This is a genomic window from Gammaproteobacteria bacterium, assembly GCA_029882975.1.
Lineage (GTDB): Bacteria > Pseudomonadota > Gammaproteobacteria > SZUA-152 > SZUA-152 > JAJDNG01.
In genome coordinates, this window is the sequence record JAOUJW010000022.1 from 64,324 (window position 1) to 84,742 (window position 20,419).

The following is a 20,419-nucleotide window of genomic DNA, read 5'->3' on the forward strand; positions in this document are numbered from 1 at the left end:
GCAAATTTTATGTTTGTATTTCCTGCGGCAGTGACTGCCTGAAAAACCCTAGCAGGCACAGTATGCAAAGAATGACGGCATGTCCGCCGCCACCGTCACTGCTGGATGCGGTACTACCTGGATTGGGGTCCGCCGGTACATCCAAAGCAGCCTGCGGTGTTGCCTCTGCCCCTGTCCCGCTGGAGAAGTTCTTGCGTGGGTTCTGGATGAATACTTGGTAGTGGTACAAAGTATTGTTGTTTAGAGATGTTATATTCACGCTGTTGGCCGGGCCTGCGTACACAACGTCTGCCGTACCCACCGTGTCACCGCTGCGATAATCGCTGCCGTCAGTGGGCACAGTGCTTATGGCGGCGGTGTCTTGTAAAACCACGGCTTTATAGAAGTCGTCGCTGGGGTTGTCCCAGCTTAAATTAACGGCGGAATTATAAGCTGTGGCGGTCAACACCATGGCTGCGGCGGGTGCTGCACCTGTGTCTGTGCTAATGTGAATGTCACTGCACGAGTAGTAATTGGAACTGCCGGAGGCGGTTACCATCACCTGGATTAATTGCAAGGTACAATCACAAGTGGTGTTGGGTAAGGTGATGTCCTGTTGATAAAACCCTGTATTGGTTGTGTCCGGAATGTTTTGACCAATTTGTTGAAAATTCTCGTCATTAGCTTGAGAAAGGGAAATCCTATAGTAACCTTCATGGTTGATGGTTTCCTCCCATTCCACTGTGATGGTTTGACCGACTCCAAAAATAACCGGACTGGTTCGCATGGTGCCGCCACAGGGAGCCGTTTTTAAGCCATCGCTGTTAGTGCGTGGTGGGATAACACCATCCAGTTTCCAACGGGCGTGGGCCCATAGGTTTTGGCTGTAAGCTGTTATGATCAACAGGCTCAAAATCAAAGAAAACTTGCTGACTACGATCTTTGCTGGGTGCTGCATGGGGAACTCCTTGTGACTGGCTAAGATGTTGCAGATTTGCTGTACCGGGGAGAGCGAACTGCGGTTAGATCACTACATTCGTTTTTGGAGCATTGTCTGTCAAGCCATGAAGCCAAGCATTTCTCTTCATGTCGAACACCAGTAGCATAACGAAAACAATGCCTCCGGGTCAATGGACCTTGACATCAGCTGCATTAATCCAAAATCTCCTACGTATCGTAGGAGTAGAAGTGTCATTGAGCTGAAGCCATTGGAGATGCAAATAGTAATTAGAGTCAAGTGCATATCGGGTAATATTTGACCAGTTGTGGTTTCAATATACGACGCTATCCGCCAGTGCAAAAGTGTTTAAAACTTGTTGATTGCTTGACATATTTTCCTCGCTGTCTAAGGTTTTAAGAGTCGGTTTTGGTCCATATACCCTATGTTTGAGTCACAATTCTTCTCTATCTGTCCGGCATAAGGAAATCAAATGTACAACAAACAAACTCTTGCCATTGGTACTTTATTTGCGTTGTTTGCTATGTTTATTTTGTTTCTCGGTTTGGCTTTGTGGGCATGGCCAAAATACAAGGTATACAAAAAGGAAATGGATGGTATTGCGTCGTTGAAAGAAGCGGAATGGAGCAAGAAAATACTCATCGAAGATGCCAAAGCCCGGGAAGCAGCGGCATTGCTGCAAGCCAAAGCCAAAGTGACGCTGGCCGAGGCTCAGGGAAAAGCCCAAATTGTCAAAGCCCAGGCCGAAGGTAAAGCCGATGTGGAAAGAGCCAAAGCCGCTGCAGAAGCCAACAAAATCATTGGAGAATCCCTTAAAAATAACGAGCAATACCTGCGCTATATTTGGATTAAAGGTTTGCAGGACGGCAATGGCGAAAGAATTTATATTCCAACGGAAGCGAATTTACCGATTTTGGAAGCGGGCAGAGCAAAAAAATAAAGTAACTGGAAAGGGTGAAGTCACAGAGTATGGATGTACTGTCCATTATTCCCTATGCTTTTTTCGTCGTCGCAATCGTTTATTTTCATGTGGCTTGGGCTAAGCGACGTCTTAAACAATGGGCCGACGGCAGAAACTACAAAATACTTCGGTGCAAACTTCGATTGAAGAACGCCGGGCCTTTTTCCTATTTCACTACCAGCGGTAGTCAGTATATTTTTAGAATAAAAGTCATGGACGATAAAGGCAATATCAGAAAAGGGTTTGCACGCGTGGGTGGCTATTTCTTTGGTTTGTTACGTAGGCAGGTGGAAGTGAAATGGGACAAAAAACACAGCTTAGAATCCTTTATAAATAGTCAAGAGGGTTAGTCCACTCTGGGAGAATCTTCGGGTATCTACAGCATTAATGGCTCAATTCTACGCGGTTTTCATTAGCATTATGCGGTGTTTCATTAGGGTGGTTAAGAATGTCATTGCCTAATCACTCGATGAATTCATCTGTTTCATTAAGCGAGTCACCATAAATCCCATAACCAGTAACACCACCACCAGAATGCCCCATAATATCACTTTTTTGTAGCTCTTCGGCGGCGGTGGTGTTTCCAGTTTACCATCACCACCCAAGGCCTCAGGGGCGTTCAATGTTAAAGGCGTTACGGTTAGATCATGGCCATTTTCAATTTGTTCCGGTATGCGGGGGGGCGATACAATGGAGCCCGCGCGGCCAAAGGCGATGGTATAAACTCCCGTTTCACTGCTTAACAGTCGCACAACATGAGGTTTGTAAGTAATTTCCAGTGTGGGTGCTTGATTGACAGTTTGATTGCGCTCTTCGATGTTTATTTTCCAATAGGGTGCGGTACTGTTCAGTGGTATATCGGGGGAGGTGACGGTTTTATCGGCAACGGCAAGCCGGTATATGGTGCCGCGGTGGTGTAAATGATTAATGGTATTCGGGTCAGATCCACTGTATACACTGATTTTATAGATTGCATTGGAATCACCCGGTAACAATTTAAGGGATTGGGTTGGAAAGTACCCCCCCAATTGGTAAATATAGTTGTTGTCACCGGATTGAATCAGTCGGAGTGTCTGGGATTGAACTGTATCTGCAGTCTTGACGGACTTTTTGGCATTTTTATTTAATTGCAGTAATCGAACCTTGTCCTGATCAAAATGAATCTTTATGTATCGTTGTAAACCGCTGACATCAACAATTTTTTGTTGCAGGGTTTGTTGATTGTGCTCCAAGTGAAACAGTGCAGCGGAACCGACAGTACGCCAGTTAGTCAGATTTTTGCTGGTTTCAACGGTGACCACCGTTTTGGGTACTTCATCCGTGTTCCAGTTCAGCATTAAGGAATGAGATAAGATTCCACCGCTTCGTCCCAGTTTACTCTGGTCCACAATGTAGTAGGGGGCCGGTAGTTTGTTTTTGGATTCGATATTATTGATGCTGACGATAGTGCCTGTATTGTCGCGTTTAAAATAAAGGTTCAAATTATCCGCCGGCCCATCGGCCGATTCAAACACGGGAAAAAAGTGTAAAACATGACTCGTTTCATAAGCTTGTGCCACAACCGGCGTCGGATTATGCTTAATGCTCAAGGGAACCATACCGCCAATAGGATCGAAAACCCGAAGGTCCTTTAAATCCCGGTTTTGGATATGGCTATAAATCGCGTTGTTTACGGTAAACTCGTATACCTGTCGTGCATTCAGCGGGACCTGTATCCCGTATGCGAAATCGTTTTTACTAAGTTCCTCAGCATAGCTGTTGCCCATGAAGGGTATAGACGCGGCGGTTAGAAACAATAATCGTAGTGTGTTCATAAAGTACCTTGAGTGGCTGATTCCGATCGTGGGACTGTTTTCTTTGGTGGTAAGGCGGCAAAATAACCTACGCCCAGCATCAAAAGCCCAACACCGATAAATGAGACAATGCGTTCCACGGTTCCGACATTGGCAAGATCCAGAACAAACAACTTGAGTACCACCACGGCGATCAAACCGGCACCGGTCATCCAGACAATTCGCCATTGCTTGCGATTCGCTAAAACCATTAAGCTGACAGCGACTACGGCCCAGAGTATGGATAAAGACATTTGTGCCAAGTCCGAACGCATTATGCCATCGGGGTTAAATGGCATGCCGGACCAATGGTGTATGGTTCGCAATAGTGCACTGTTAATCAGGATAAAGGCCAGCGCCGCCATAGCACTGCTGACCACAACCGGTGTTGGCCATGCAGTCGACAGCCGTTTTCGCTCGTGTTTTATATAAGTAAGTCCCCAGAAGCCCAGACACAGATAGCCAAACATAAAACTCAGATCCAAAGGGTTGAGGAAGGGAAAATAATCCAATGGGGCAGCATTGCCATTATGGCTGATGGATGCCAGAAAAATAAATACAAACACGTAAACGGCCAGTGGGCTGCATACGAACTGGAAGTAGGTTTGACGGTGTTGAGCAAAGGGCCAACGGTTGCCGTTGCGAGCTTTTAGTATAGTGACCAGAGCCAGGGCAGGGATCAGTAAGATTACCGTATCAGGCCAGCTGCTGTACATGGGTACGAATTGTTTGATCCACCAATGGGACTCTAAGCACGAGAGCAACAGTATCAGTGCCGCGCCGCTGACATGGTGCAGTATACCCGGAGGTGATAACTCGGGGTAGTCATTGCGTTTTAACAGCCAATAAAAAACCGTTAGTGTTCCCAACCAGGCCGGTAGATTCCATTGCTCGAAGGCTCTACCATCATCCACGGCGTAGATTGCGCCTACACCTAAAAAGAGCAATATAATATGGTGCAGGCGTTGCATGTCTTGCCAGCGGTAACGACTACCGATGGCGTAGACCAACAGAGCAGTCACACTGCCAAACAACAACAGCCAGGCCGCCGCATCCTTTATCGGTGTATGACCGTGTATCTCAAACAAGCCGGAGAAAAGCCACCACAACAAGCCCCAGGCCAGGGCGATACGATCCGTATGTTCCATATAGTATCGAATGCGGCTGTGGTTTTTAAAAATCAAATACGCGCTGAGACAACCTGCCAACGCCATTAACAGTCCGCTCACATAAGGGCTGTTCAATAACACCAGGTGGCTCTCATGATAGGCCTTGCTGATTTGTTTCAATACAAACCAGGCGGCACCCAGCTGCAACAACAAGCCGGAAAAATAAGGTAATACCCGCCCTTGTTTAATAGCGATGTAAATAAGGGCAACCCCTTCCAGTGCCCAGGTGGCTGAGGTCCACTGGTCATCCAGGGCCAGCGGTATTGCCACGGTTCCAAATACCACACCAATGGCCAGGAAGGATTCACACAGTAGTCGTATACCGTCTTTGCTATTGGTTTTGGCAATATACTTAAACAGTCCATAGGCCAGAAATACATAAAATACACAGGCCGCAATGGCGCTGTAAGCCAAGCCGAATTCAATCTGTCGTACCAGGGCGTATTGCAGACCAAAGACAATAACCGGTGTACCGAAGACCAGAGTGCCGTCCACATAACCGCGCAGATTTACCGGCTGGCGCAAGGCAAACAGCACAGAGATCGCTACATAGAAAACGAAGAACAACACCAGAAAAGGTTCGGTACTGGCAAACAGCGAGTGTTGGTAGCGGAATACCCCCCAGGTCGTACCAATAACAAAGGTAAAAACAAATCCCACCAAGTTCAATGCGCGCCAGGATTTATACCAGGCGATGGCCAGTATGCCGGTATTCAACAGTGCAAAGTAGCTAAACAACATGACGTGGCTGCCGCCACCGCTGGACGTCAGTACCGGCGCAACGAAGCCTCCGGAGAAACCCAATAGGGCCAAGGCCTTTGAATCCTGTAAAACCGCCAAAGCGGCTGATAAGGCACAGGTAATCAATAAAAGGGTAAAAGCCATCCCCGGCGGGATTAAATCGTACAGTCGCATGGCGGCAAAACTGGTGAGATAAATCACCGCTACCCCGCCGCCTTGTAAAGCCAGAGAAAAGCCGGCATTTTTCAAGCGGGTGCGCCAACCTACCACTAACAAGGCCAATCCACCCAACGCTACGGCTGCCATACGCAGTTCAATGGGGACAAAACCTTGTTCTGCTGCGTATTTGACCAAAAATACCAGGCCGAAAAACAATATTACAACGCCCACGCGAACCAGCGTGTTACCGCCGGTAAAATAATCGGTGATCCATTGCACAATGAGCGGAGTGGGTTCCGGTTTCGCATATGTGTCCGAGGGGCCTCGCGTAGGCGGTAGGCCGGGAACCGAATCCGGTTTTGGAGCAGTGGCAGGGGTTGGTGTCGATGATGAAGCTGTTACGGGTGCTGTGGATGGTTTGGGTTGCGCTGATACGGGTGCAGCCGGTTTTACCGCTTCCCTTTCGGCTTTGACCGTATCGGACATGGAAAAGTTGGTGGCAAGAGACACCGGGGGCGGAGCACGTTGTGGTTGCTCTGCTTCCTGGCGGGGTTGTAGTTTGTCACGCGCAGACAGGTATTGAACGGTACGTTTTACGTCGTTTAATTCCGAACGCAGTTTAATGACGCTGCTCAACAAATAACCGCATAGAGCTCCCAACAACAGGCCGGAAATTTTGGCGGTAACGGCGCCGATTCCTGCAAAAACCAATATAAACAAAAAAGTCATTGGAATACGTTAGCACAACTTTTTCTAGGTTGCTGTGAAATAAGCACATTTTCGGCATCCTAAGGTTTGTTGCAGGTGTCCATTTGGCATCCATTTGGCATCCATATGGGCAAAAGTGCTTCATGAATAAAGTTGTTGCGGTTAAACCTATGGTAAGAAGTCATTAGGCTGCTATATTTTGAGTCAGGTTCTATAGGGTTAATCTTCAGTAATCGTTGTGTAGGTAAACAAATGAAAAAAATAGAAAATTTTTCCATAACCCCCATGTTCGGCGGAGAGGAAACCTGTTCCAAACTCAACTTTCAGGGGCAGGATTGTCAATTAATCTTGGAAGGGGTTGCTTTGGAAGCCCAGTTCCAAACGGAAAACGATCGCTACTTATTACTGTTGACGGATGAGTTACCTCATGAAGAACAGGTGCATGTCTATTTATTAGACAATAAATGCCGGGTCTTGGATTCACTGGAAATTGGAGAGCCCTACACCACCGGGCTGTTACAAAACATCAAAATTGGAGTTAATGATGTGATTAATTTTACCTTTCCGAACGAAGCCAATCGATACCGTCTTCGTGTCATGGAAAAGTCAAAACGTTCCATGTTTTCCACGCCGGTGAAGGCCGTTACCCAAAACAAGGGTCCCCTTCGAAAACGGTATTTACAAATCGAAGAGGCCTAGGACGCAATAACATACCCCTGTGTTAAGCGCCGGCTAAAACGCAGCAACCGCAATCAATACACTGGCCTCAACCCATTCAATTAACGCACCTGCGGTATCGCCGGTGCTTCCGTGGATGCGTTGCAGCATGAGAAAACGCAATAACAAAAACACCAGGGTAGTGACAAAGATCGCGACAACGCCGGTACCTAATGTGGTGACTATAAGCAAAGCCAGGACAGCTATGACAACACTCCAATTGGGCAGCGGGGAGGGGTCGGTAAGTGCGTGTCCCAAACCGGACGAACGGGCATAAGGCGTGGTGAGGAACAGAACTGGTATGCAGGCACGGGCCAGCATGGGGGTGAACAGCAGCCACAGCCACAGGTCTTTGGCCAGCAGAATTTGCAGGGCGGAAAATTTGAGCAATAGTACCAATACCAGAGCAATCACAGCGGCAGGGCCACAGGTGGGATCTTTCATAATGTCCAGTGTGCGTTGCTTGTCACCCAGACCGCCGATCCAGGCATCGGCGCTGTCAGCCAGACCGTCCAGGTGCAAGGCTCCGCTGAGGAATACCCAAGCTGTCAGTACCATAGCCGCACTAAGGTTGTAATCGGTTTCCAACGCAGAAAACAACGCATATAAAGGCAGTAGGCAGACGCCCAGTATCAAACCTACCAAGGGGTAGTAGGGTAAAGAGCCTCTGATGTGTCGTTCTTCTATATTGCCCTTAACGGGTACGGGCAAACGGGTAAGAAACTGCAGAGCAACCAGAAAGGAGCGCATGAGCTTAGACGTGCACCGTGTACATACGCGTCAGCATAACACCAGTTGAGCGTCTCGATAGCCGTCGGCGGTTTGGATGTGTTTGATGCGACTGATACCGGCGAAGGGCAGGTCAATATTGTAACCTTGTTGCCAGTCTATCCCTAAAACATCACCGAGTATGGCGCGGATGGTACCGGCGTGACAAATGACCAGCAAATGTTCTCCGGAAAACTGTTCACACATGGAACGCCAGGATGTGAGTACGCGCTGTTGAAAATGGGCGTAATCCTCACCACCTGGGGGTGGATGTTTCACCGGGTCCGTCCAAAAGTTTTTCAGTGATTCGGGATCACTATGGAAAACTTGCTCCGTGGTTTGTCCCTCCCAGGAACCGAAGTGCATTTCCCTCAAATCCGGTTCCAGACTGAGTGGCAAACGCAGCGATTGAGTCAACTCATTGGCAAATCCGGCGCAACGACGTAAGGGTGAACTAATGACCCGTTGCCAGGGTGAGTTGGCCACTTGAGTCAATCGGCGATGCATTTGCTCCCATCCGCGTGGTGTCAGAGGGTCATCACTACTGCCCCGAAAACAGGCTCCACCTTCGGGCTCACCGTGACGCATGAGATCAATAATGGTTTCGGTATCGGTTGTTGGGTGTAACTGAGTCACATTATTCATTCTTTTTAATTCTCTTTTTCCGATACCCCGGCCTCAGCGAAAGTAGCCATATTGGCGTGTAAGGCACAGGCCAGACGCAGCAAAGGCACGGCCGTAGCAGCACCGCTGCCTTCCCCCAGGCGCATGCCCATATCCAATAAGGGTTTGGCATCCAGGGCTTCCACAATATGGCGATGGCCCGGCTCGGCGGAGCGGTGTGCATAGAGGAACCATTGGGACGCACCGGGGCAAATGGCTTGGGCCAACAATGCAGCAACACTGCTGATAAAACCATCCACCAGAACGGGAGTGCCGGTGTGGGCACAGGAAATAAACGCTCCGGTCATGGCGGCGATTTCAAACCCACCCAGGCAGCGCAGTACTTGCAAGGGATCATTCAATGCCGATTGGTGTAATTGTAAGGCTTGATTGATCACTTTGATTTTATGTTGTACACCGGAATCATCCAGCCCGGTGCCGGGTCCGGCTAATTCAGCGGCGTCCTGGTTTAATAAAGCACAAGCGACGGCTGCGGCAGCGGTGGTGTTGCCGATACCCATTTCCCCGCCGATGAACAAGTGGGTTTTTTCCAGAGCGGCTTTCTCTGCCGCCTGTCGTCCCGTATTTAGAGCGGCGAATAATTGTTGCTCGCTCATGGCAGCTTCCTGGGTGAAGTCTTGGGTGCCGGGGCCCAATCGGGCCTGTTGTACCAGGGGTAGATCGCCGGGGTCTACCGCCGTGCCCAGATTAATCACTTGCAAAGAAGCACCGATACTTTTGGCCAATACATTAATGGCAGCTCCACCGCGGGCAAAGTTGCGAACCATTTCTGCAGTGACGGCCTGGGGAAAAGCCGACACCCCTTGTGCAGCCACACCATGGTCTCCGGCAAACACTGTAATGTGTACCGTATCGATTTGCGGTAACTCCCGGCCCTGTAGACCTGCCAATTGGATAGCAACGGTTTCCAAACGACCAAGAGCACCGGGAGGCTTGGTAAGCCGGCCTTGCCGATCCCTGGCCAGGTTTTGCATTTCTGTGTTTACGCTTGCACAGGGTACGTTGAGCCAATCAGCAGTCATACTTCTATCCTTTCGGTTAAATTGCTCTTTTTAAATATGTGGGCAGACCGGCTACGGTTAACACCACCTCATCACACAGGGCGGCCAGTTGCTGGTGCAGTTTCCCCATGGTATCGCAGTACTGACGTGCCAAGACATTATCGGGAACCAAACCCAAACCCGATTCGGTACTGACAAAAACAATAGCACCCGGCAGCTGTGGTAGGGCTTGCAGCAAGGACTCTGTTTCCTGTTGATGTAATTGCGCATTGTTTTTTAATAACAAGTTGGTCTGCCAAAGGCTTAAACAGTCCACTAAAACACAGCGATCTGCCTGGCAACTTTGTTCCAGGGCAGCGCTTAAGTACAGAGGTTCTTCTGTTAAACGCCAATCGTGCGGGCGTCGCTGCCGATGGGTCTTAATTCGCTGCGCCATTTCATCGTCTAAGGCGGTGGCTGTGGCAATATAAGTAACGCTCAAACCCAATTGTTGTGCTTGTTGTTGTACCAGAAGTTCAGCAAACTGGCTTTTCCCGGAACGTATTCCACCCAGGACTAACTGTTTGATGGCGGGTGTGAATGCCGGTTTCATAATTGGGTTTCCATTTCCAGTTTGCTGGATTGCAGCAACTGTTCAATCGCCTGCATGTCCAAGTGTTGTTCCACCGCATTAGCCAAACGGTCAATGTCCTGTTCACGCCGCGCTTCATAATCCCAGCTATGGTCGAGGCGTAACCCGGCCCATTGCAGCAAGGCAGCGCAGGCTTGAGGATGATCGAATGCGCCATGCAGATAAGTACCGAGAATACGGTCGTCATCGGAACGGGCGCCGTCGGTCTGAGCCGAATCACCAACATCACGGTTATCCAAAACCACGACAGGCTTTTGCAGGGCATCGCCGCTACTGACTCCTGCGTGAATTTCATAACCCTTAATTCGGTACTGCTTGTCATCAGTGTTTTCAGCGCCATTTTTATCAGCGCCAACATTGTCTTCAGCGCCATTGTTGAGTGATAACCATCCCGTAACATTACGTAATTGTTTTTGCTGAGTCAGCACAGTTTGCAATTGCAACAGGTCCAGGCCCTTGACGTAGGCTTGGGAGCTTTCCACCCCATGAGGGTCCAGTATGCTCTGGCCCAGCATTTGAAAACCGCCACAGATCCCCATGAGTTTTCCGCCATAACGCAGATGTTTATGAATAGCCTGCTCCCAACCGTGTTGGCGCAGCCAGTTTAAATCAGAGACGACGCTTTTACTGCCGGGTAATATAATTAAATCAGCGGCGGGTATATTTTGTTTGGCATCGACAAAACGCAGATCCACTTGAGAATGCAGGCGCAAGGCATCAAAGTCGGTGTGATTGCTCAAGCGGGGTAAGGCGGGCACAATGACGCGCAAAGGATCGGATACCTGTGCGACTCCGTCACGACGGGACAGGCTGTCTTCGCCTTCCAGATGCAAATCCTGTAAATAGGGTAATACCCCCTGTGTGTGTATGCCGGTTTCATGGTGTAACCAGTCCAGGCCCGGTTGTAACAAAGTGCTGTCACCGCGAAACCGATTGATCACAAACCCCTTAACCCGTCGGCGTTCTTTTTCGGATAGCAAGGACAGGGTGCCTACCAATTGGGCGAAGACACCACCGCGGTCAATATCGGCTACAATCCATACCGGACAATTTACGGCTTCGGCGAAGCCCATATTGGCGATATCTTTAGCGCGTAAATTGATTTCCGCCGGGCTGCCTGCGCCTTCCACCAAAATCACATCGTATTGTTGTTGTAAGCGGTGGTACGACTGTAATACCGCCTGCATGGCTATGGGTTTATAGCGGTGATAATCACGGGCATTCATATTGGCAACCGCGTGTCCCTGTACAATAACCTGGGAGCCCGTATCGGTGTTAGGTTTGAGCAATACCGGGTTCATATCCGTGTGCGCTGCAATACCCGCCGCTTGGGCCTGCAGAGCCTGGGCGCGGCCGATTTCGCCGCCGTCAACAGTCACAGCGGAATTTAAAGCCATGTTTTGTGGCTTGAAGGGTGCCACTTTAACGCCACGCCGGGCCAGTACCCGGCACAAACCGGTGACGACAGCGCTTTTACCGGCATCTGAAGTGGTGCCCTGAATCATGAGGCTGCCTCGTAATGGTTTAGGCATTACACCGCCTCCGCCTGTGGGCTGGATAAGAGTAAAGATTGCAAAGCCCGTTGCAGTCGCATCCATTGTGCTTCATTGGCGGGTAAGCCAAAACGTAAACTGGCCGGTTGTTCAAACAAACGTATCCAGATTCCCTGTTGCGCCAGTTGCGTCCGTACCGTTTCTGCGTGCGGTGTACGGATCCATTGGAACAGGGCCGTACCGTTGGTGGGGTGTAACACGTTTTGCCGTGACACATCGTGTAACGGCGAATCCAGTAACGACGTACTCAGTAACAGTGCGTTTTGTAACAACCCTTGCAAACGCTGCGATTGAATGGGCAAGGTCTGGCGAGTGCTGTCATGCCATGCCGTGTCCAGCAAGGCTTGCTTAGCCACTTGGCGGGCAGGGCCGTTTACGGTCCAGGGGCCCAGCATTTCCTGCAGGGTATGGAGTAATTCATATTGCGCCATGACAAAGCCCACGCGGGCACCGGCCAGGCCAAAAAACTTGCCCAAAGATCGCAAAACAATTAAACCGGGTAAACTTGCGTGGGCGCACAGGCTAAGTTCCGGTGTGCAATCCATGAAAGCTTCGTCCACTACTAACCAGCCGCCTTGTTGTGCCAATTGTGCATGCCACGCTAACAATTGTTGTGGAGAAACGGTTTCGCCCGTAGGGTTGTTGGGGTTAACCAACACGAGACAACTGAGTTGAGGCAGTTGCGCGGCAATCTCTTCAGAGTTCAAGGCAAGGACTTCAAACCCGGCCTGGTGCCAGACATGAGCGTGTTCGGCATAGCTGGGATGGATTAGGCCGATTTTTTGTTGGTTTGCAGCTAAGCTGCCGGAGAAACGCAAGCGCAGAGCCGGTAAAAGTTGAATGGCTGCTTGAGTACCGGCTACCGGTAATACCTGTTCGCAGCCATAATAGGACTGTGCGGCTGCAACCAAGCCGTCGTCGTCTTCGGGCAATCGGGCCCAGTGGCGTGAATCAATGGCGGGTACGGGCCAGGCATTGGGGTTGAGTCCGGTGGATAAATCCAACCATTGACTCAATTCAATGTCGTATTGTTTTGCTGCTTGCCGTAGGCGGCCGCCGTGCTCAAGCAAAACTGCCTCCCGCGGTCGTCCAATATAAGCCAAAGAGCAAGATCGCCGCCAGGAGAAGCAGTATCGGCAGCAACCATATCAACAAGGCTCGAGCAAACAAATTGATGGCGGCCTTGATGTCTTGTGCCTGAGGTTCGTTACCGTTGCCCAGCTGTGGTCGTTGTTGTAACTGACCGTGGTAATAGGCCGGTCCACCCAATTGCAATGCGAGGGCACCGGCACCTGCGGCCATCACCGGACCGGCATTCGGGCTTTTCCATTGGGGTGATTGATGGCGCCAGCAGTGCAGGGCATTGCCAAACTTGCCTGCTATGGCATAACTTAATGCGGTAAGACGGGCGGGTATAAAGTTGAGCACATCATCCAAACGCGCGGCGGCCCAACCGAAATGGAGAAAGCGTTCTGTTTTATAGCCCCACATGGCATCCAAGGTATTGCTTAACCGATAAAACACGACGCCCGGTGCACCTGCCAAGATAAACCAGAATAGCGGGGCGAACACGGCGTCGTTACCGTTTTCCAGGGTGGACTCAATGGTGGCCTTAGCCATGTCCTTTGTGTCCATATTGGCGGTATCCCGGCTCACGAGAAATGATGTGTGTATACGAGCTTGCTCCAACTCACCTTGTTGTAAGGCCTTGCTGACGTTCAGGGCATGTTCCACCAGGCTGCGACTGCCCAAGGCCAAATACAGGCACAAAACCGCCAGGGCGGTTTCAGCGGAGTGGGAAAAAGGGGAACTCAACAGCCAGTCGATGATCACCGCCGGAACCAGGGTCAACAGCAAAACCGCCAATGCACCGCGCCGGCGGCTTTCGCTACGGTTTTTATTGAGCCAGGCTTCGGTTTTCTGTGCCAGGCGGCCAAAGCCCACCAAAGGATGGGCCCGGCGCGGTTCGCCCAACAATCCGTCCAATGCCACGGCCAGCAGTATACAGAGGCAGAGAGTGCTGATGCTTAGACCCGATAACACGATGACGATTCTTTCAACGATTGTTGGCGCTTATGACGCGGAAGCGCATTCCGGGCCGCGATGATAAATCAAGTCTTGCACGGGTTTGCCGCCCACCAGGTGTTCCTTAATAATGCGGTCCAGATTGGCTTCGGTCACGTTGTAATACCAGATCCCGTCGGGCTGGATACACATAATGGGGCCGGACTTGCAGGTGGCAAAGCAGTGGGTGCGGGTACGCTTTACCCGTAGATCGCCCTTATCGATACCGGCTGCTTTGAACTTTTCCCCTAACAGTTCAAACAATTCCTGGGACTCGCCGTCTTCGGTGCAGCGTGGACCCACGCATACCAGCATGTGTCGGGCATAGTCCATCATCTTAGGTTTTTCCAGGGTCGCCGCATCCACGGCGCTATCCAAATCACTCATTAGGCTATCTCCAGTTCTTCTGTGTTACAGATTTCGGTGTCGGAATAGGACTGCCACAACTGCTCAAACTGTTGCAGTGCTTGCGGTTCAAATTGTCCTTTCTCGCGTATCAAAGAGACGTTGAACACGCTTTCATCCTTGGTATCGGTGAATACCACACTGCGCAGACTGTCGCCGCGGCTCACCAGCCAGGCACTATGTACCTGGGTCCAATTAATATGTAAATGAAAATGATCGTTTTCGATATTGAGCCAGTTACCGCGGGACTTAAAATCCGCCGCGTCAATCATAAGTTCAGAGACGGCACCGGCATCGCTGCGCACCACCGCGCGGATGCGGCCCCATTGTTTGGCGCTGTCGATGGCTTGCTGCAATTCATTAGGGGGTAGTGCCAGGGCCTTGAATTCACCGGCGGGGCTATCCGCATCTGCTTCGCTGATGGCACTGAGTATGTGTCCCATGGGCATATCAAAATGTCGGGCGATGTCACGCAGGGAATGGGCTTTACTGTCGCATAAATATTGGCGTACGCAGCTTTTCCAACCACCCAAACCCATGCTCAGGGAGCGGCCACGTTTTTCATTTTCCAAAGTAGATCCGGTGATATCGTCGTATTTATTCGCATATCCCCGCGGCGTAATCATCAGGCCCTGGTCCATATAGGTGCTGCTGTTGCCAATGAGTACGGTGGTCAGCATGCCGATTTTGCATTCGGTCATTTTGTCCAGAGTGACCATTTGAATATCCTGCAAGTCCCGGTAGGCGGATTTGACAATGGCCACGGGTGTGTTGGCACTGCGATATTGCATAATGATACGCTGGGCCTCAATAATATGTTGAGTACGGCGGCCGCTTTTGGGGTTGTACAAGGCAATGACAAAGTCACTTTTGGCGGCGGCGTCCAGCCGTTTGGCAATCACCGGCCAGGGCGTGAGCAAATCGGACAAGGAGATAGAGCAAAAATCGTGAGTCAAAGGCGCGCCCACCAGCGAGGCACAGGCGGACAGAGCCGTGCTGCCGGGAATGACTTCCACCTGAATACCACTGTCCGGGTTTTCAGGAACCGTCCAACCGGATTTTAAAAGCACTTCATACGTAGGGCCGGCCATGCCGTAAACGCCAATATCACCGGAGGATATCAGCGCGACGGTTTTGCCCAGTTTGGCCTGTTCGTAAGCCTCGACACAACGGTCGATCTCCTCGGTCATGCCTTTGCGTACCACTTCCTTGCCATCCAGCAAATGTTTTACCAGATTAATATAAGTGGAGTAGCCGATGACCACATCCGATTGCTCGATGGCTTGCAGCGCTCTTTGAGTCATGTGTTCCTGGGCGCCGGGGCCAAAACCCACCAGGAAAATTTTTCCATTCTTCATGCTAAAGTACCTTTTTTTGAATCTGCGTGTGCTGTTTTGCATCGGACGATGGAAACGGTGGCATTTTTTTCGTCGTCACCACGGTATTTGTGTTTTTCCACCAGTAAATCGTTCATATCGGTTTTCGCCGCCAGTAAGGCTGCGGCCTCAGCAACGGCTGGAGTGCCCATGTACTTGAGTACGGTCTCAGACGGGTTGGGTACGGGCACCTGGGCCAACTCTTGCGCGCTGAAAAACTGTAAAGGCCAATTGTGTTGTTGCGCCAATTGCAGCAAGGCGGGCTCATCATTTTTTTTGTCAATGGTCGCCAGGGCACTGACGTGATCCAGGTCCGCGTCAATTTGCTGCAAAGCTTGTTGCACAGCCGTTTGCAGGGTTTGCAACGAAGTACCTCGATCGCAACCCATGCCCAGAATGAGTTTGTTTGTTCCGGTCACGAGGGCTGACCTTGGGGTGGGCGGTAGACCACCAGGCGTTCCTGTAATTGCTGCCACAACTGCTCCGGTATATCCCGTTCGGTAATCCATAACACGGCTTTGTGTTGTTCCAGATCCACGGCGTCAAAGGAATCAAACAAATGGATGTTCTTGGGAAGTGGTGTGGGGCGTGTCCACCAGTTGCGGCTTCCATGTTCCTGAACTACGGCTATGGCTTCTTCATTAACGACATGAGCGGAGACGCGAGTGATGTTGATCTTGGGCGCTTCCACTTTCCAGCCCAGTTCCCTTCCTAAAATATCCACAGGAATGGTTTTGCCCACGTCCGAGGCCGTGGTGACCACCGGCGTTGCTTCCAGGATCTGAGCCAGTTTTTCTGCGTACGCATTGGCACCGCCCACGTGCCCTGACAAGACCGGTATGACAAACTGAGCAGCATCATCCACGACTAAAACGCCGGGATCTTCATCCTTGGATTTTAAATGAGGGGCAATCAAACGTATTACCGCGCCCAGGGAAACAAAAAATACAATTTGATCGAAATCTTGGAAAAGGGGGCCGATTTGATCCCGCAAAGCACCTTCGTAGACATTGACCTTGTTCGGGATAGAATTCATGGTCTCTGCAAACTTGGCTGAGACAACCACATCCGCCTCGCTTATGCTGGGTGCCAGCGCCGCGACCTGTGCAGCGCCGTGTTTGGTGATCGCCACCAGGGCCACACGGACGGTTGTTTCACCATGGGTTTGACTCGGTTCGGTTTGTGTCATGCACTGATCTCCACGGTTTCGGATTGGATTTCGGGTTTGTTTTGAGTTTTGGGTTTGCGACAACCTCGTTGCACCGGGTGTCGTTGCCGATGGGGATTGCGAACCAGCATCAAGGACAGATAGTTGACCTTTTGGCCTTTCAAAGTGGTGATGTCCCTGACCACCCGTTCTTCCGGTGTGCCTACTTTTTCGATAAAACGACATTGGCTAGCAATTTGTTGTTGTTGCAACAAATCGATAATGTCATCCAACAGTGGTTTCACTTTTAACAGTACCAGGGTGTCAAATTGGGGTAACAGGGAGGCAATGGTTTCAACGCCGTATCCTGCGGGAATTATCGCCACCGTGTCGTCCACGTCCGCCAAGGGCATATCCAAGGCAGCGGCAGCCGCGTGAAAGGAAGGCACGCCGGCCACAGTTTCTATGCGGACCGCGTCGTCCAAAGCGCGTACGCTACGGGATAAGTGGCCGAAGGTGGAGTATGTGGAAGCATCTCCTTCCACCAGAAACACCACATCCTGACCTTGTTGCAAGAAAGTCAGAACCGCTTGCGCCGCTTGCAACCAGTATTTACTCAGAATTTCCACATCATGGGTCATGGGGAATATGAGTGGTGATTGCTGCGTCGGCAGTTCCAGCCCGGCACGCAGGGCGATGGCCAGGGCGTAACTGTCACTGTTTTTTTTGCGTATCGGATACGTCCATACAGTGTCTTTGCGATTCAACAGTTCCCAAGCGCGACGGGTGATTAAGCCCGGATCACCAGGGCCTAAGGAGACACCGTACAGTTTGCCTAATGACTTTTCAGTCATGGTTGCCTCCCATGTTATGGTCTTCGGTATGCCTGGGTTGGGCGCAAACAATCCAAACCGGGTTTTCAGCAGCCAGTCGATGCATATGCAGTATGGGTTGGCTGCGGTTGGCCTGTAGTTGTGTTACATCCCATTGGACTTGCGCTTTGCTTAAGGCATCAGTCGCTGTGCTCAGGTTCTCCAAGGTCACAAAGTTCATAACCAGGGTACCGTCAGGGCGTAATCGTTGCAGGCATAATTCAATAAGCTGTTGCAACTCACCACCGGAACCACCAATAAAAACTGCATCAGGGTCAGGCCAGTTGTGTAAAGGCTGTGGTGCTTTGTCATGTGTCAGTTGATAGTTCAGAATGCCCTGTTCGCGTTGGTTGTGTACGGCGATGGCGGCGTCATCCGGGTTTTTCTCCACTGCATACACATAACCTTGTGAACACAGGCGGGCTGCCTCCAGCCCCACAGAACCGGACCCGGCGCCGATATCCCAAACAATGGAATCGCGGCGTAACTGCATCCGTGCCAGGGATACGGCGCGGACTTCGCGTTTGGTAATTAAGCCTTTATCCGGTTTACGCTGTTTGTAGACACTGTCTTGCAAACCGAACAGTGCTTTGTGTGTTTGTTCCACGCGTCGTTGCAGAATCACTATATTGGGATCGACAAACTGCATGGATACCGCTTGTTCCGCACTTAAACCTCTGTACACGCGCTGTTGTTTACCGAGTAAATCTTCGGTGACATGTAAATCCCAACACGCTTGTTGTTGTTCTTCCAGTATCAATCGGGCAATACGGTCCGGGGAATTGTCCGGGCTGGTGTAGACGGCAATCAAGTCGTGTTGTTGTATCGCTTGTAAAACGGCAAACAGACCGTGCTGTGGGCCTTTGTTGCTCTTTTCCCATTCACCGGCATCTTTACTGTGCACCGAACAAATATGTGCGTGTTGCCAGGCCAAACCCAGTTCAGCGAAAGCCAATTGATGCGCGCTGAGGTTGGGGTGGATGTGGCAACGCTGTGTTCCCAGTTTGGAAACCAGATATTTACCGATACCGTGACACAATGGGTCGCCACTGGCCAGTACCACCACCGTTTGCTGCTGTGCCAACGCATCCTCAATCCACTGGGGCAGCATACGCAGTTGTCCGCTTAAGTCTTTTTGCGTGGAGTTTGGATGAAACAGCCCTTTGAGCAATTCCAGGGTACGTCGGCCGCCGATGATCAAGTCCGCCTGTTGAATTAACGTAATGGCGGTTTCACTTAAGCTCCGTTCCGCGTTTTCCAAAACGCCGATAATGTGGCAGCATTGTGGTGCAATCTCATGGCTGTGTGAGTGGGGACGGTCTGTCTCTGGTGTTGGCGTTTCAAGCACGGTCGTCTCCCGGACTTTGTTTTAAGTCGGATTCGTCCGGTTTGATTTCGGCCAACTTATTACCTTCGAAATCGCACACCAGTACGGTGATATCAAATTGTTGTGGATAACGACTGCTGAGGGTCTTGATGACTTTTTGGCCCAGTGCTTGATAGAACTCCTGTACCAGTCCCAGTTCCTCCATGCGCTCACCGGCGTAGCGCGCCGTCTCGTTTTCGCGTATATCCTGGCAGACTTGTTCCGGCGCACCGATGCCGGCCGCCAGATCGGCCAATAAATCTGTATTTACCGCGTTGCGGTTGGCGTGGGTAATGGTTTCACCTTGGGCCATTTTGGTGAGCTTGCCCACCATGCCGCCAATGATCACATGGGGCAGTTTCTCTTTGACTACGGTATCCAAAGCATACTTAAGAAAATCGCCCATTTGCACAAAACACGCGGGTGCCAAATGGGGTAGTTCCCTGATGACGAACTTTTCCGTGCGCCCGCCGGTGGTGAGTACCACGGTGTCTTGACCCTGATTGGCGGCCACTTGTATGCCTTGTATAACGCTGTCGCGAAAAGCGGCGGTGGAGTAGGGATGAACAATACCGGTGGTGCCCAATATGGATATACCGCCGAGAATTCCCAAACGCGCGTTAAGGGTTTTTTTAGCCATTTCCTCGCCACCCGGTACCGAGATCGTGACTTCCAGGCCTTTGCGTTGCAACAGACCGGCCCCGGCCAAACGTATATTTTCCTCTATGTTTTTTCGCGGAACCGGATTGATGGCGGGTCCGCCCACTTCCAGGCCCAGTCCGGCCATGGTCACTGTGCCCACACCTTCACCACCTTTAATGTCAACATGGTCTTTGAGGTCGGTTATACGAACATCGGCCGTTAAGGGAGCTTTATCGGTACAGTCCGGATCATCACCCGCGTCTTTAATGACCACAGCATGGGCGCTGGACTTATCGCAGCGACCGTCGTTAACGCTAAAGCTCACCGCTTGCCCATTGGGAAGCAGGCATTCCACTTTCTCGGGCACACTGCCGTGTAATAGCCCCAACACAGCGGCACGGGCGGCAGCAGCGGAACAGGCTCCGGTGGTATATCCTTTGCGAGTACCTTTGGGTTTTTTCTGCATCATAACGATTGGTTCAGTCGCTGTTGCGCTCGTTTGAGTCCATCTTGGCTTTTTGAGCGGCTTCGACCAACGCCAGTAAGGCGTGTATGGCTGAGACCACCAAGGTGGAACCGCCTTTGCGGCCTTGGGTAATTATCCAGGGCACTTGGGATATCTCACTTAACAGTTGTTTGGATTCCTCTGCAGATACAAATCCCACGGGCATGCCAATAATCAAGGC

21 protein-coding genes are annotated in these 20,419 nt (G+C 50.9%); 3 read left to right on the forward strand and 18 right to left on the reverse strand.

Features of this window, described 5'->3' with window-relative positions; all coding sequences use genetic code 11:
• Positions 1-7: 7 nt before the first annotated feature.
• A complete protein-coding gene (locus OEY58_15480) occupies positions 8-937 on the reverse strand; it encodes a lytic polysaccharide monooxygenase (protein ID MDH5326858.1) in 930 nt (309 codons plus the stop codon).
• 472 nt (positions 938-1,409) lie between these two features.
• Here OEY58_15480 and OEY58_15485 point away from each other — a divergent pair, with 472 nt between their 5' ends.
• Together OEY58_15485 and OEY58_15490 are read left to right on the forward strand one after the other, a co-directional pair.
• Positions 1,410-1,877 (forward strand): hypothetical protein, encoded by a 468-nt coding sequence (locus tag OEY58_15485; protein ID MDH5326859.1) that lies wholly within the window; start codon positions 1,410-1,412, stop codon positions 1,875-1,877.
• Between the two features lie 14 nt (positions 1,878-1,891).
• The gene (locus tag OEY58_15490) at positions 1,892-2,248 is read left to right on the forward strand and encodes a hypothetical protein (GenBank protein ID MDH5326860.1); all 357 of its coding nucleotides are present in this window, start codon (positions 1,892-1,894) and stop codon (positions 2,246-2,248) included.
• 108 nt (positions 2,249-2,356) lie between these two features.
• Here OEY58_15490 and OEY58_15495 read toward each other — a convergent pair whose 3' ends face one another.
• Positions 2,357-3,712, reverse strand: a complete 1,356-nt coding sequence (locus tag OEY58_15495) for a DUF3999 domain-containing protein (protein MDH5326861.1) — start codon at positions 3,710-3,712, stop codon at positions 2,357-2,359.
• Positions 3,709-6,528 carry a DUF2339 domain-containing protein gene (locus OEY58_15500; GenBank protein MDH5326862.1) on the reverse strand — a complete coding sequence of 940 codons (2,820 nt, stop codon included), beginning with the start codon at positions 6,526-6,528 and terminating at the stop codon, positions 3,709-3,711. Before OEY58_15500 ends, OEY58_15495 begins: the two co-directional genes overlap by 4 nt.
• Before the next feature lie 231 nt (positions 6,529-6,759).
• Between OEY58_15500 and OEY58_15505 the strand changes: the two genes are divergently transcribed.
• The gene (locus OEY58_15505) at positions 6,760-7,206 is read left to right on the forward strand and encodes a hypothetical protein (protein ID MDH5326863.1); all 447 of its coding nucleotides are present in this window, start codon (positions 6,760-6,762) and stop codon (positions 7,204-7,206) included.
• 33 nt (positions 7,207-7,239) lie between these two features.
• Here OEY58_15505 and OEY58_15510 read toward each other — a convergent pair whose 3' ends face one another.
• The 15 genes from OEY58_15510 to OEY58_15580 form a co-directional block, all read right to left on the reverse strand.
• Positions 7,240-7,974: an adenosylcobinamide-GDP ribazoletransferase gene (locus OEY58_15510; protein ID MDH5326864.1), complete on the reverse strand. Its 735-nt coding sequence runs from the start codon at positions 7,972-7,974 to the stop codon at positions 7,240-7,242.
• 30 nt (positions 7,975-8,004) lie between these two features.
• Entirely contained in the window at positions 8,005-8,637 is a 633-nt protein-coding gene (locus OEY58_15515; GenBank protein ID MDH5326865.1) for an alpha-ribazole phosphatase family protein, read from the reverse strand.
• 5 nt (positions 8,638-8,642) lie between these two features.
• Positions 8,643-9,698 carry a nicotinate-nucleotide--dimethylbenzimidazole phosphoribosyltransferase gene (gene cobT / locus OEY58_15520; protein MDH5326866.1) on the reverse strand — a complete coding sequence of 352 codons (1,056 nt, stop codon included), beginning with the start codon at positions 9,696-9,698 and terminating at the stop codon, positions 8,643-8,645.
• Between the two features lie 16 nt (positions 9,699-9,714).
• Positions 9,715-10,245, reverse strand: coding sequence for a bifunctional adenosylcobinamide kinase/adenosylcobinamide-phosphate guanylyltransferase (gene cobU / locus OEY58_15525; protein ID MDH5326867.1), 531 nt, complete (start codon positions 10,243-10,245; stop codon positions 9,715-9,717).
• Positions 10,246-10,265: 20 nt separating this feature from the next.
• Complete coding sequence (locus OEY58_15530) at positions 10,266-11,840, reverse strand: cobyric acid synthase (protein ID MDH5326868.1); 1,575 nt, start codon at positions 11,838-11,840, stop codon at positions 10,266-10,268.
• The gene (gene cobD, locus OEY58_15535) at positions 11,840-12,931 is read right to left on the reverse strand and encodes a threonine-phosphate decarboxylase CobD (GenBank protein ID MDH5326869.1); all 1,092 of its coding nucleotides are present in this window, start codon (positions 12,929-12,931) and stop codon (positions 11,840-11,842) included. Before cobD ends, OEY58_15530 begins: the two co-directional genes overlap by 1 nt.
• Entirely contained in the window at positions 12,924-13,904 is a 981-nt protein-coding gene (gene cbiB, locus OEY58_15540) for an adenosylcobinamide-phosphate synthase CbiB (protein ID MDH5326870.1), read from the reverse strand. The genes cobD and cbiB overlap by 8 nt, the downstream gene beginning before the upstream one ends.
• Before the next feature lie 30 nt (positions 13,905-13,934).
• Positions 13,935-14,312 carry a ferredoxin gene (locus tag OEY58_15545; GenBank protein ID MDH5326871.1) on the reverse strand — a complete coding sequence of 126 codons (378 nt, stop codon included), beginning with the start codon at positions 14,310-14,312 and terminating at the stop codon, positions 13,935-13,937.
• Complete coding sequence (cobJ, locus tag OEY58_15550) at positions 14,312-15,688, reverse strand: precorrin-3B C(17)-methyltransferase (protein MDH5326872.1); 1,377 nt, start codon at positions 15,686-15,688, stop codon at positions 14,312-14,314. Before cobJ ends, OEY58_15545 begins: the two co-directional genes overlap by 1 nt.
• The gene (locus tag OEY58_15555) at positions 15,685-16,095 is read right to left on the reverse strand and encodes a cobalamin biosynthesis protein (GenBank protein MDH5326873.1); all 411 of its coding nucleotides are present in this window, start codon (positions 16,093-16,095) and stop codon (positions 15,685-15,687) included. The genes cobJ and OEY58_15555 overlap by 4 nt, the downstream gene beginning before the upstream one ends.
• Before the next feature lie 26 nt (positions 16,096-16,121).
• Complete coding sequence (locus OEY58_15560; protein ID MDH5326874.1) at positions 16,122-16,895, reverse strand: cobalamin biosynthesis protein CbiG; 774 nt, start codon at positions 16,893-16,895, stop codon at positions 16,122-16,124.
• Positions 16,892-17,707 (reverse strand): precorrin-2 C(20)-methyltransferase, encoded by an 816-nt coding sequence (cobI, locus tag OEY58_15565; GenBank protein ID MDH5326875.1) that lies wholly within the window; start codon positions 17,705-17,707, stop codon positions 16,892-16,894. The genes OEY58_15560 and cobI overlap by 4 nt, the downstream gene beginning before the upstream one ends.
• Positions 17,700-19,073, reverse strand: a complete 1,374-nt coding sequence (gene cbiE, locus OEY58_15570; protein ID MDH5326876.1) for a precorrin-6y C5,15-methyltransferase (decarboxylating) subunit CbiE — start codon at positions 19,071-19,073, stop codon at positions 17,700-17,702. Before cbiE ends, cobI begins: the two co-directional genes overlap by 8 nt.
• Positions 19,066-20,202 (reverse strand): cobalt-precorrin-5B (C(1))-methyltransferase, encoded by a 1,137-nt coding sequence (locus OEY58_15575; protein ID MDH5326877.1) that lies wholly within the window; start codon positions 20,200-20,202, stop codon positions 19,066-19,068. The genes cbiE and OEY58_15575 overlap by 8 nt, the downstream gene beginning before the upstream one ends.
• A 10-nt stretch (positions 20,203-20,212) precedes the next feature.
• A partial coding sequence (locus OEY58_15580) for a precorrin-8X methylmutase (GenBank protein MDH5326878.1) occupies positions 20,213-20,419 on the reverse strand: 207 nt, incomplete at its 5' end.

Bases quoted from the DNA above. Each gene is read 5' to 3' on its own strand.
- OEY58_15480 (MDH5326858.1), bottom strand. From the start codon at position 937: ATGCAGCACCCAGCAAAGATCGTAGTCAGCAAGTTTTCTTTGATTTTG.
- OEY58_15485 (MDH5326859.1), top strand. From the start codon at position 1,410: ATGTACAACAAACAAACTCTTGCCATTGGTACTTTATTTGCGTTGTTT.
- OEY58_15495 (MDH5326861.1), bottom strand. From the start codon at position 3,712: ATGAACACACTACGATTATTGTTTCTAACCGCCGCGTCTATACCCTTC.
- OEY58_15500 (MDH5326862.1), bottom strand. From the start codon at position 6,528: ATGACTTTTTTGTTTATATTGGTTTTTGCAGGAATCGGCGCCGTTACC.
- OEY58_15505 (MDH5326863.1), top strand. From the start codon at position 6,760: ATGAAAAAAATAGAAAATTTTTCCATAACCCCCATGTTCGGCGGAGAG.
- OEY58_15510 (MDH5326864.1), bottom strand. From the start codon at position 7,974: ATGCGCTCCTTTCTGGTTGCTCTGCAGTTTCTTACCCGTTTGCCCGTA.
- OEY58_15515 (MDH5326865.1), bottom strand. From the start codon at position 8,637: ATGAATAATGTGACTCAGTTACACCCAACAACCGATACCGAAACCATT.
- cobT (MDH5326866.1), bottom strand. From the start codon at position 9,698: ATGACTGCTGATTGGCTCAACGTACCCTGTGCAAGCGTAAACACAGAA.
- OEY58_15530 (MDH5326868.1), bottom strand. From the start codon at position 11,840: ATGCCTAAACCATTACGAGGCAGCCTCATGATTCAGGGCACCACTTCA.
- OEY58_15545 (MDH5326871.1), bottom strand. From the start codon at position 14,312: ATGAGTGATTTGGATAGCGCCGTGGATGCGGCGACCCTGGAAAAACCT.
- cobJ (MDH5326872.1), bottom strand. From the start codon at position 15,688: ATGAAGAATGGAAAAATTTTCCTGGTGGGTTTTGGCCCCGGCGCCCAG.
- OEY58_15555 (MDH5326873.1), bottom strand. From the start codon at position 16,095: ATGGGTTGCGATCGAGGTACTTCGTTGCAAACCCTGCAAACGGCTGTG.
- OEY58_15560 (MDH5326874.1), bottom strand. From the start codon at position 16,895: ATGACACAAACCGAACCGAGTCAAACCCATGGTGAAACAACCGTCCGT.
- cobI (MDH5326875.1), bottom strand. From the start codon at position 17,707: ATGACTGAAAAGTCATTAGGCAAACTGTACGGTGTCTCCTTAGGCCCT.
- OEY58_15575 (MDH5326877.1), bottom strand. From the start codon at position 20,202: ATGATGCAGAAAAAACCCAAAGGTACTCGCAAAGGATATACCACCGGA.